At 39.6% G+C, this 11,339-nt stretch carries 12 protein-coding genes; 9 read left to right on the top strand and 3 right to left on the bottom strand.

Annotated elements, in window-relative coordinates; translation table 11 throughout:
* The 3 genes from AB685_RS22650 to AB685_RS22640 form a co-directional block, all read left to right on the top strand.
* Positions 1-1,127: DUF6359 domain-containing protein (locus AB685_RS22650; RefSeq protein WP_047972845.1), on the top strand; the 1,127-nt coding region annotated here is incomplete at its 5' end.
* Between the two features lie 105 nt (positions 1,128-1,232).
* Positions 1,233-1,841, top strand: coding sequence for a DUF3298 and DUF4163 domain-containing protein (locus AB685_RS22645; RefSeq protein ID WP_047972844.1), 609 nt, complete (start codon positions 1,233-1,235; stop codon positions 1,839-1,841).
* Positions 1,842-1,949: 108 nt separating this feature from the next.
* Entirely contained in the window at positions 1,950-3,362 is a 1,413-nt protein-coding gene (locus tag AB685_RS22640) for an NAD-dependent succinate-semialdehyde dehydrogenase (protein WP_047972843.1), read from the top strand.
* Positions 3,363-3,444: 82 nt separating this feature from the next.
* Here AB685_RS22640 and AB685_RS22635 read toward each other — a convergent pair whose 3' ends face one another.
* Both AB685_RS22635 and AB685_RS22630 read right to left on the bottom strand, forming a co-directional pair.
* Entirely contained in the window at positions 3,445-3,885 is a 441-nt protein-coding gene (locus AB685_RS22635) for a Dps family protein (RefSeq protein WP_047972842.1), read from the bottom strand.
* 100 nt (positions 3,886-3,985) lie between these two features.
* A complete protein-coding gene (locus AB685_RS22630; RefSeq protein WP_047972841.1) occupies positions 3,986-4,660 on the bottom strand; it encodes a phenylalanine--tRNA ligase beta subunit-related protein in 675 nt (224 codons plus the stop codon).
* Positions 4,661-4,734: 74 nt separating this feature from the next.
* On the opposite strand from AB685_RS22630, the gene queG reads away from it, so the two are divergent.
* From queG to AB685_RS22600, 6 genes are all read left to right on the top strand, one after another.
* Complete coding sequence (gene queG, locus AB685_RS22625) at positions 4,735-5,913, top strand: tRNA epoxyqueuosine(34) reductase QueG (RefSeq protein WP_047972840.1); 1,179 nt, start codon at positions 4,735-4,737, stop codon at positions 5,911-5,913.
* 48 nt (positions 5,914-5,961) lie between these two features.
* Positions 5,962-6,492: a methylated-DNA--[protein]-cysteine S-methyltransferase gene (locus AB685_RS22620; RefSeq protein ID WP_047972839.1), complete on the top strand. Its 531-nt coding sequence runs from the start codon at positions 5,962-5,964 to the stop codon at positions 6,490-6,492.
* A gap of 110 nt (positions 6,493-6,602) precedes the next feature.
* Entirely contained in the window at positions 6,603-7,535 is a 933-nt protein-coding gene (locus AB685_RS22615) for an amidase domain-containing protein (RefSeq protein WP_047972838.1), read from the top strand.
* A gap of 134 nt (positions 7,536-7,669) precedes the next feature.
* Complete coding sequence (trmL, locus tag AB685_RS22610) at positions 7,670-8,143, top strand: tRNA (uridine(34)/cytosine(34)/5-carboxymethylaminomethyluridine(34)-2'-O)-methyltransferase TrmL (protein ID WP_047972837.1); 474 nt, start codon at positions 7,670-7,672, stop codon at positions 8,141-8,143.
* Positions 8,144-8,456: 313 nt separating this feature from the next.
* Positions 8,457-8,762 carry an antibiotic biosynthesis monooxygenase family protein gene (locus tag AB685_RS22605; RefSeq protein WP_047972836.1) on the top strand — a complete coding sequence of 102 codons (306 nt, stop codon included), beginning with the start codon at positions 8,457-8,459 and terminating at the stop codon, positions 8,760-8,762.
* A gap of 68 nt (positions 8,763-8,830) precedes the next feature.
* A complete protein-coding gene (locus tag AB685_RS22600; RefSeq protein ID WP_047972835.1) occupies positions 8,831-9,388 on the top strand; it encodes a YufK family protein in 558 nt (185 codons plus the stop codon).
* Between the two features lie 39 nt (positions 9,389-9,427).
* Here AB685_RS22600 and AB685_RS22595 read toward each other — a convergent pair whose 3' ends face one another.
* Positions 9,428-11,287, bottom strand: a complete 1,860-nt coding sequence (locus tag AB685_RS22595) for a transglycosylase domain-containing protein (protein WP_047972834.1) — start codon at positions 11,285-11,287, stop codon at positions 9,428-9,430.
* Positions 11,288-11,339 lie beyond the last annotated feature (52 nt).

Raw genomic sequence — 11,339 nt, 5'->3', positions numbered from 1 at the left:
TTCCAGCGGGTTACATTACAGATAAGCAAATTGAAGCCCTTGATCGTTTTGCTAATGAAGTAGTGGTGGTTGAAGCAACGGGTGCTAAAATGAAGGAAGTCATCCTTTCTCAATCTAGTTACCACCGCGGCGTAGATTTGCAAGCGTCAGGTCTTCACTATCAATTAATTCCAGCTGAAGATGGTTCTAGCATGCAAGATGTTTTATTGTTTGATGAAGATGGGACAGAGCTTGATCTTGATGCGACTTACACGGTTGCTTACAATGATTATATGCATGGTCAAAGCTTTTACCGTTTAAATGAATCGACTCTTTCTCAATCAGAGGGTACCGTTTGGGAAGCAACGGTGGAATACATTAAGAATCAAGAAGAGTCAATTGATTATACAGAAGGTACGCGTATATCTATTGAAGGGGTAGACCTTCCGGATGGAGACCGCTTTGTAACGGTTGCTGAAGCTATTTCTACTAATACAGGGATAGCTACTGTACGTGGTTATATTGTAGGTTCAATTAATTCTAGTCAARTGGTGTTAGGAGACGGTACACACGCTCCTTCTAATCTACTATTAGCAGATGACCCAAATGAGACTGATCGCGCGAAGATGTTACCTGTACAATTACCGAGTGGGAACACGGTTCGAACAGGATTAAACTTAGTTTCTCATCCTGGTCATGTAGGCAAATATGTATCGATTACAGGTTCTCTTGAAACTTATTTCAGTACACCAGGTATGAGAGATCCTTCTGCTTTCACTTTTGAAGAAGATGCAGTAGAGGAGCCTGGGGATGAAGAAGAGCAACCAAAAGAATCTTTATCCGTTAATGACGCTTTAAGTCAAGCTAAAGGAGAAGTCAAAGTAACAGGGTATGTGGTAGGGAATGCTCGTTCTAAAAACCATGTTGCCCTAGCACCGAACTTCTATGATGATTTAAGTGTTTTAATTGCGGATGATCCGAACGAAACAAATACTCAAAACATGATGATCATTCAACTCTCATCACACGATCGGAAGGCATTTGGGCTCGTATCAAATCCTTCCCTCCACGGGGAGCAAGTAACAGTAGAGGGTGAACGAGATCAGTTTAAAGGCTTTGAAGCCATTAAACATCCAGCGTTTAATTAATTTCTAATTAGAGAACATTGCCATGTGCAATGTTCTTTTTTGCTGTTTGACCTGAAGCTAATGAGTGATGCATAGACATTAAATAAGAAAAGGGAGGGGAATCATGTGAATACATCGATATTGCCTGTGGATATTGTTACCCGCCATTTGATCAAGCCAAGGTTAGATGTATATTATACGCAACTTGCAGGCTTAGTGGATCATAAGGTTGAACGAAAACTAAATGAACGAATTTATCAGCAAGTTGAAACGATGATTAAAAAGCAGGGCTTTTATGAAAATCCTGAAACTGAAATTACAGGAGGATACGAAATTAAAACCAATGAGCGCAACATTGTGAGCTTAACAAATAGTCACTACTCTTATTCTGGTGGTGCTCATGGACTTGCCATTTTACGTTCACTAACCATGAATGTTCAAACTGGGAAGGTCTATCGCTTAAAGGAACTGTTTAACCCAGGTGCTCCCTATGTAGAGCGATTGAATAATATCATTCGGGAACAAATTAAAAAGCGTGATCTTCCCCTCTTATCACCCTTTCAAGGCATCGCGCCGAATCAATATTTTTATCTAGCTGATAAAGCGTTAGTTATTTATTTTCAATTGTATGATCTCGTACCTTACGCATTTGGGATTCCTTATTTTGTGATTTCAGTCTATGAGATTCAAGATATTATCGATGAAGACGGTCCATTAGGGCAAATGATCTATTAAGAATCTTCCCCTCTTTTTAAGCTGCCGGTTTAAAGCGTTTTGTGAAAAGGAACAGAAAGAGTATATGTCGAATACTAACTTGGTGAAGAAAAAAGAGGGGATGATTTTATGAAAATGTTAATTGATGGTTCGTTGGTTGGGGAGGAACTAGACGTAATTGAGGTCACGAATCCGGCCACTGGCGATCAAGTAGGTACRGCCCCAAATGGTGGGGAGAAGGAAGCGAAAGACGCAGTGGATGCTGCTCATAAAGCTTTTAAAACATGGTCTAAGAAAACAGCAAACGAACGAAGTAAAGTGCTTATGAATTGGTTCCGTAAAATTGAAGAGGCAACGGAAGAGCTAGCTGAGATCATGACAAAAGAACRAGKAAAGCCTTTGACTGAAGCTAGGGGTGAAATTGGCTATGCTAACTCATTTATTGAATGGTATGCAGAGGAAGGCAAGCGAATCTACGGTGAAACGATTCCTGCTTCAGCAGAGAATAAACGAATCTTTGTTCAACGCCAAGCAGTAGGAGTGGTTGCGGCTATTACGCCTTGGAATTTTCCCGCAGCCATGATTACAAGAAAAGTAGCTCCAGCTCTTGCTGCAGGCTGTACGGTTGTTGTGAAACCAGCTGAACAAACTCCTTTAACGGCACTTCGTTTAGGAGAATTGGCTGTAGCAGCTGGAGTACCAGAGGGCGTTATTAATATTGTCACGGGCGATGCAAAAACGATTGCTGGTGTATGGCAAGAGGATACTCGTGTACGTAAATTAACGTTCACAGGGTCCACTGAAGTAGGTAAGATTCTAATGGAAGGTGCTTCTAAGACAATGAAGAAGATCTCATTGGAATTGGGAGGTCAAGCACCATTCATCGTCATGGATGATGCGAACCTCGATTCTGCTGTTTCTCATTTCGTTGCTTCGAAGTATCGCAATGCGGGGCAAACATGCGTATGTGCTAATCGAATTTATGTACATGAAGATGTTGTTGATCAGTTTGTGGAAAAAGCGAAGAAAGYTGTTTCTGAACTTAAAGTCGGTAATGGGCTTGAAGAAGGTGTCGATCTTGGTCCGTTGATTGATGAAGGTGCTGTGCAAAAGGTACGTGAGCACATTAAAGATGCCAAAGAAAAAGGAGCAGAAGTTGTGTTTGGAGGAGAAGAGGCAGAGGGTCAATTCTTTGGTCCGACTGTATTACGTGGGGTCACTGAAGAGATGAAATGYATGAGGGAAGAGACATTTGGTCCTCTTGCTCCCATTTCGACTTTCAAAACAGAAGAGGACGTCATCCAACGGGCGAACGGCACTCCATTTGGATTAGCGGCTTATTTGTTCACACGAGATATTGGAAAGGCTGTGCGCTTAAGTGAAGAGCTGGAATTCGGTATTGTTGGGATTAATGACGGCTTACCATCTGTTCCACAAGCGCCATTTGGGGGCTTTAAAGAGAGTGGATTAGGACGTGAAGGTGGTCATCATGGGATGGATGAATTCTTAGAGGTGAAATACATTTCACTTGCTTTTGAATAAGAGAGAAGGGTGCTCTGATGAAGAGCATCCTTTTTGTTGAAGAAAAAAACGAGTTTGAGGGATCCCTCAAACTCGTTAGATCTTATTTTAAGAATGAACGTAACATCCAGTTSTGTTTTTCAAGTGATTGGTGAATCGCAAGTAACATATCAGCTGTGGTTTCATCTCCAAGAGAATCAGCAGCATCCATACCTTCTTTTAATTCATCAATTAATGTAGTGAAATCTTGAGATAAATCGCTGACCATTTCTTCAGCTGAAAGACCAGACTTTGCTTCTTCAATAGAAGATATCTCTAAAAACTCTTTCATTGTCGCAACTGGGTGACCTTTAAGAGCTAATAATCTCTCTGCTAACTCATCAATATACGTAGAAGACTCGTTGTAGAGCTCCTCAAATTTTGTGTGTAATGTAAAGAATTGTGGACCTTTTACATACCAGTGATAGTTATGTAGTTTTACAAAAAGAATACTCCAATTGGCAATTTGTTTGTTTAGAATGACTGAAACTTTATCTTGACTCATAATGTAACATCGTCCTCTCTTTGTAATAGTCTCTTTATACATACCCATAATACCGTGCTACTAAACATAAGAACAAGATTTTTTCCAATGTTTAGGAATTTCACGAATTGATCACAGATGCTTGCAGGACTTCTCCGCCATGAACTTGAGTAAACATTGAGGCTACTGCTTGAACAAGTTGTTCAGCTTCTGCGACCTCCATTGAAGGCTTTAAATAGATCAGTTGTATAGCTGAAGTGGTGAGCTCTGAAACACTTGTTCTTTTCGAGTCGACAATCGGGCTACCAAAAGGACCGAGTTGATCTGTCGTAATCAATTTTCCTTTCATATCATTGTAACGACCATTTACACCCTCGTAGCTATCACCTTCTTGACCGAGTTTTACAGAAAGGTTCCCCTTCAACTTAGTTCGATCATAGATGCCAAACGGTACTTGATATTGAAGGGAAAAGAAAGTGTTAAGGTCAACAGCTGATGGAAGGGAAGGCAGGAAATTGCCTTTTTTTATTCGACGTAAAAGAGCTTCATGAGAAGGACGATACTTTGAAGGATCTATCTTTAATGTCTTGAAAACCTCTCTCCACTCTTTGACTCCGGGAAATTCAGTTAGTTCTTTTTCATCTAATTCCATTTGTAATGTTTCTTGAAAAAATTGCAAACGCCCTTTTAACATTTGAGGTGAATCGCTAATCACGATAGAATGGTATGATATAAGGCCAAGCTTAAACGTAGGGATCACAGAAGTTATGCTTGGATCAATTTGAACTGTTAACATAGGACTACCTCCACCAATAGTTTTGTACGTATTGTAGCATAAAGGTGGAATTGGTAGAAGAAAGGTGATGGGGCATGATACTCGCCCAATTAAAAGAAGAACTAATTGCATATAGTAAGACTATCGGAGTTGATAAAATCGGTTTCACGACCGCCGATCCTTTTTTGACTTTAAAAGACCGGCTTCTTACTCAACAAGAACTAGGCTATCAATCTGGTTTTGAAGAGCCTGATATAGAAAAACGGGTATACCCTAATCGAAATTTAGAAGAGGCTAGGACGATTATTTCGATTGCATTAGCTTATCCTTCAAAGATGAAAGGTGCTCCCAAAAATACAAAAGAGGAGCGTAGAGGCATATTTTGTCGGGCTTCTTGGGGTCAAGATTATCATGATGTATTGCGAGATCGCTTAAAAAAGATTGAGCAATTTTTACAAGATAAGATTCCGGATGCAAAAACGATATCGATGGTTGATACAGGTTCTCTTTCTGATCGAGAAGTTGCTAGTAGAGCAGGTATTGGGTGGAGTGGGAAAAATTGTGCCATTATCACACCTGAKTTTGGCAGCTATGTATACTTAGGTGAGGTCGTTACTACAATTCCCTTTGAAGCTGATATACCGCTAACGGATCAATGTGGCACATGTAATAAATGTGTCGATGCTTGCCCGACTGATGCACTCGTTCAAGGAGGGCAATTAAACTCTCAAGCTTGTATCGCTTATTTAACACAAACAAAGGGATTTCTTCCTGAACAATATAGAGAAAAACTGGGTAACCGTTTGTATGGATGTGATACATGTCAGCAGGTATGTCCTGAAAATAAGGGGAAAGACTTTCATCACCACCCTGAAATGGAAGCTGACCCAGAGATAGCAAAACCCCTTCTTAAGCCGCTTCTAACGATTAGTAATCGTGAGTTTAAAGAGAAGTTTGGTCACGTCTCGGGCTCTTGGAGAGGAAAAAAACCAATTCAACGAAATGCGATCATTGCATTAGCACATTTTAAAGATGAATCAGCATTGCCGATTTTAGCAGATCTTTTGAAAAATGACCCTCGTCCAGTCATTCGTGGAACGGCTGCATGGGCAATTGGTAAGATTAGTCGAAACAGCGCGAATAGATGTAAGGAAGAGGAAAATAGGCTTGTATTAGCGAAAGAGCGCGAAAAAGACGATGAAGTGCTCTGTGAAATCGAAACAGCGCTAAATATGCTTGAAAATGAAAATCGAATGATTGGTAAAAATACCTAATTATAAGGTAAGATGATGAAAACTGAACAGTTGGAAGGAAGGGCTAACATGGCAACGCAATCAAGGCTTTTTGTTAATGAAATGGATAGTCCACTTGGTACGCTTACAATCGTTGCAACAGACCGTGGCGTTTGTCATATTCACTTCGGTGAGCTTAGTACGTGTACGGCAGCTCTTAAGGCTAGGTTACGAAAGCAAGGTATCACAGGCGAATTTGTTCAATGTGAAGACACTCTGAAAACAGTGTGTGAACAATTACAGGATTATTTTAATGGGGAAAGAGTAGATTTTGATGTTCCTCTTGACCTTGCTGGCACTCCTTTTCAACAGAAGGTTTGGGGTGCTTTAAAAGAGATTCAATATGGTGAAACACGTTCTTATAAACAAGTAGCTGAATTAATTGGAGCCCCGAAAGCGGTTCGTGCTATTGGTGGAGCCAATAATCAGAACCCGGTACCGATTATCGYTCCATGCCACCGTGTGATAGGCAGTAACGGTGCAATGGTCGGCTATGGTGGAGGGTTAGATAAAAAAGAATTGTTACTGAGTCTCGAGGGAGCAATCGAGAAAATTTCTTAATAGATAAAATGAAGCCTCTTTATTAAGGGGCTTTTTGTTTTGGAGTGGAATGAAGTACAAGGGTTGCATCATAAAATGAAGCAGGTAAGAAGTGTGGGCGAGGTGAGCAGATGGAGAAACGCTTGGTTCAACCGATCCATGAGTTGATTGAGAGAAAAAACGAGAGATATATCCAGCTTACACATTATAATGAGGAGGGAGACCACGACCAAAATGCAATCATTGAAAGCGATGAAGATTATGTCAGGTGGGTCCGTGGACATGATTCACTAAAAAAGCGTGAAGGCGAGATCATTCGTTCAAAAGCTTCGGGAACGATTTTACGTAAACAACAAATCGGCGATAAAGAAATCGTCGATTATGTGGTGAAATATGAGCAATTTATCAAGATTAAAAAAAAAATTCATTCAACTGAAATGGTTGAGGAGCGTCGTGCCATTTTCGAAGAAGGAGTTTTGAAAGAGGATAAGGAAAGGAAAGTTAAAAGACAAACTAAGGAGGAGAAAGTAGAGTCTTCGCCATTGACGTTTTTAGAAACTAGAGAGCTWGCAGGGCATCGTTCTAACTATAATCGACTAGAGGCAGTAAAATACGCCGAGCGTTGGTGGAATGATTATAATCCAGCTTATAAGAAGTTCAAGGATAACTGTACCAATTATATCTCTCAATGCCTTAGAGCAGGAGGTGCCCCAATGACTGGAGGGGGGAATCGGGCAAGTGGATGGTGGCTGCAAAAAAATAATTGGAGCTACAGTTGGTCAGTGGCGCATTCTTTTCGCTGGTATTTAAGCGGAGCCAAAACGGGCTTAAAAGGAGTAGAGCGGGAACGTGCTCGTGACCTCGTAGTTGGAGATGTGATTTGTTATGATTTTAATGGGGACGGCAGATGGCAGCATACTACCATTGTGGTGGCTAAAGATGGTAACGGGGAACCATTAGTAAATGCGCAAACAACGAATAGTCGAATGCGTTACTGGGCTTATGAGGATTCAACAGCATGGACGCCTAACATCAAATATAAATTTTTTCATATTGTAGTGTAGTTGAATAAGTCGAACCCGTCTGTCTTCTGACAGGCGGTTTGTTGTTTGATCATAGAGACGTAAGTGGTATACTATGAGTTATGTAAAAAAAGTCGTAAACTGAAAATGAAAATGTAGAAATAGAGGTGTGCCATTTGGGTTTACATATTGTTCTTTACCAGCCTGAGATTCCAGCAAACACTGGAAACATCGCTAGAACTTGCGCAGGTACAAATACTTCCTTACATTTAATTCGACCACTTGGATTTTCAACAGATGATAAAATGCTAAAACGAGCTGGGTGTGACTACTGGCCAAGTGTTGATATTCATTATTATGATTCACTTGAAGAGTTATTTGAGACATATAAGGACGGCGAATTTTATTTTATAGAAACGGTCGGCACAAAGAATTTTAGTGAATTTGATTATTCAAATGATAAGAAAGATCATTTCTTTGTATTTGGTCGTGAGACGACAGGCATTCCTCAAGACATTATTGACCGTAATCTTGAGCGTTGCTTCAGGATTCCTCAGACTGACAAAGTACGTTCGTTAAATGTCTCAAACACAGCTGCAATTGTTATCTATGAAGCGATTCGTCAACAAGGCTTTAAAGGATTATCGTAAAACGAAAATCGACCATACTCCAAGAGTACGGTCGATTTTTGTTAGTTCTTATGTGGATTGTCTTCGTAGCCAGCTGCAAAAATTGCCGCTAAAAATGCTACACAGACACCAAGGATTAGGATTGTACCCATGATTATTCCTCCTTGTGAGTCAACATTAGTTTCTATTATAAAGCAAGTTGTTGGAGAATGAAATAAAAGCAGGACAAAATGTTTGTCAAGCTTATGACGCTCATGTTATTTTTTCATTTGGCTTGCAACGCACAATGAAACCGTTATACTAAAAGGGAGCGAATGACAAAGGAGGAATTTCGATGTATGTTGTAATGAACGAATTACATGTTCCAAAACAAGCCAAAGACCATCTTTCCAGCCGTTTTGGCAATGCTGCTGAGAACATGAAGAAAGTTCCAGGGTGTCTAGAATTTATGTTTTTAGGAAATGAAGATGAAGATGGAAAGCAAGTGGTCTTCACTAAGTGGGAAACAAAAGAACATTATGAAGAATGGTTACATAGTGATGCCTTTAAGAATGCACATAAAGAAAAGCGTGAATCAAAGGAAAAAGGGCCTACAACAGGAAACGAATTAAATGCCTACACGGTCATACATCAATCCTAAGCAGCAGGCTAACCTRCTGKTTTTTTTTGAATCGTTTGTTTATAAAAGAGATAGGAGACGTATGTTAGATGTCTAACCGTTATATTACTAGTCATTTCCCTCTAATATCCATCTTAATATTTAGTTTAACGTTTGCTTTGTACACTCAGTCTTTTATTTTAACTCAACTTGTTGAGCTCGGTGTGTATGAGGGGATGCGGGAGTTTTTCTCTGAGAACGGTATTAAATTAACGCTATTATTTTTATTAATGTTATTCTTTTTTATGGTGTTCTCAGCATTGAAGCTTATTGCAGATACAACTGTAGAATTATCAATGCTCTTTTTCTCGCGCGATGAAGAAGGGATTGAGCTAAATAAAATTAGAATTGGCTCTGCAATCTTTATGGCATTAAGTATCGCCTCCCTTGCCCTTACTCATGATATCTTATACTTAATCGCGATCTTTGTGGCTGCTTGTTTTATTTATTTTATCTACTTTGTTTACAAAGTGAGTGATTCTCTTTCCGTACTGGGCTTAATTGGTCTGATCTTTTTTCACGTTATTTTTTGGAGTACATTTTTAATAGCTGTTACGTATGCATTAGTTAAGCTTTATAACAGTTTTATCGCGAGTCTACCAATCTAAAAAAGGACAGTGTGCAGTATTATGCAACTGTCCTTTTTATTAATTGCTCATGATATCTCGCCAAATGGTAAGATGTGGATAATGACTGTAGATGGAAGAAAGAGATTCCCATCGGTCTTTCCCGACCCATACCCCTGTTGTGTATTGATCATTCATCCCTACAAACCACATATCTATGTAATCATTCGTCGTTCCCGTTTTCCCTCCAACATAGCTCGATGAAATACTAGCATGCTTTCCTGTTCCACTTTTCACAACTTCAGCTAATAATGTTCTCATTTTTTCCGTAGTATGAGCACTCCAAAGCTCGTGCTCGATCTGCTCCCAACTATAAAGAATATCACCCTCGCTGTTTTTAATAGCACGGATACCATGAGCAGGAGAATAGAGTCCATTTCGAGCAAAGGGAGTATATGAACGTGTCAGTTCGAGCGGAGACATGCCATGCTCAAAGCCGCCTAATGCGGACGGTAATGATTGATCCTCTATTAAGACTCTTTCAAATTCAAACAGATCAAGATAAGCAAAAGCCTTCTCTATTCCTAATCGATCTAGAATACGAACAGCAGGTGTATTGTAGGAATGCTTGAATGCGGTTGTCATATTCACATTCCCGTATTGAGCTCCTCCGAAATTTTTTGGACAATAACCACTATGACAAAAGTTATCTGCATTAATGGAGCTTTGCAGTGGTACGTCATGTTCCTCTATGTAAGGTGCATATACAAGAATGGGTTTAATAGCTGAACCTGGTTGGCGATACATTTGGAAACCCCGGTGGAAGTCAAATTTCTGATACTCTTTTCCTGCAGTCATGGCCACAAGTTCATTTTGTATATGATCAATAATGACTGCAGAAGATTGCACATCACTTTGAGGCAAGCGATGTTGAATGACTTGATTTGCTTTAATTTGTATCGAAGGTTCAAGCGCTGTTTCAATGTGGATGCCTTGCTGCAAAAGGGTGTTCACTCGTACATGTAATTCTTGTTCGATAGCATCTCTTTGTTCTTCTGAGTTAACTTTGTTTAAACGCTTATCAAAGCCTTCTTGGTGGGCGATTAATTCTTTTAGTTCGTGATGGATGTAGGTGACATAGTCAGGAAATTGATCAATTTTTTCACGCGGACTCACAGTCACCTTTTCCGCTATTGCCTTCTCGGCTTCTGCGCTAGTAATAACTCCTGTCTCTACCATCTTTTCTAGGATCCATTCTTTTCTTAAGTTTGTATTCTCGCTATTTTTGATTGGGTCATAGTGGGCCGGGTTGTTGGGTACTGCGCTTAAGAAAGCAATTTCAGCAAGAGTAAGTTCTGTGCTTGGTTGATTGAAATAAAATTGACTTGCAGCCTCAAATCCATAGACACCATTCATAAAATAGATGGTATTTAGATAGAGTTCAATAATTTCTTCTTTTGTATATAGTTTTTCAATTTCATGAGCATATAGGAGCTCGCTTAACTTGCGGTTGTAATTTTGCTCATGGCTTAAAAAGACATTTCTAGCAAGTTGCTGAGTTACTGTACTTGCTCCTTCTTCAATATCATTGCTTTTAGCGTTAATGACAATTGCACGAATAATGGCAGTAGTATCGTATCCCTTATGATCAAAAAACCGACGATCTTCAGTTGCGATAAAAGCATCAATGACTTGTTGAGGAATTTTTTCATATGTTACATACTCTCGGTTACCCTCTTTATAAATCTCTGAAATAACCGAGCCATTTCGATCATACATATAACTATTCGCAGGTAAATGGATCTCATCGATCGCAACATGCTCCTCGAATACTTCACTTAGTGTTTGAATATCCTTGATTTCTGCAGAGGCTTCTACAAATAAAAAAGAAAAACCAGTAAACAGCAGGATGATAAGGAACCAACCTAAAAATGTTTTCATCTTTTTACACTCTTTTCCTATTAATCAATCATGATTGTACCATGACTGTGAG

The sequence above is a fragment of the Bacillus sp. LL01 genome, assembly GCF_001037965.1.
This window is presented reverse-complemented; position numbering and strand designations above follow the sequence as displayed.

What these genes read in the sequence shown, in the direction of transcription:
- AB685_RS22605 (WP_047972836.1), top strand. Translation starts at nt 8,457, where the DNA reads ATGTATGTTGTAATGAACGAATTACATGTTCCAAAACAAGCCAAAGAC.
- AB685_RS22630 (WP_047972841.1), bottom strand. Translation starts at nt 4,660, where the DNA reads ATGTTAACAGTTCAAATTGATCCAAGCATAACTTCTGTGATCCCTACG.
- AB685_RS22600 (WP_047972835.1), top strand. Translation starts at nt 8,831, where the DNA reads ATGTCTAACCGTTATATTACTAGTCATTTCCCTCTAATATCCATCTTA.
- AB685_RS22595 (WP_047972834.1), bottom strand. Translation starts at nt 11,287, where the DNA reads ATGAAAACATTTTTAGGTTGGTTCCTTATCATCCTGCTGTTTACTGGT.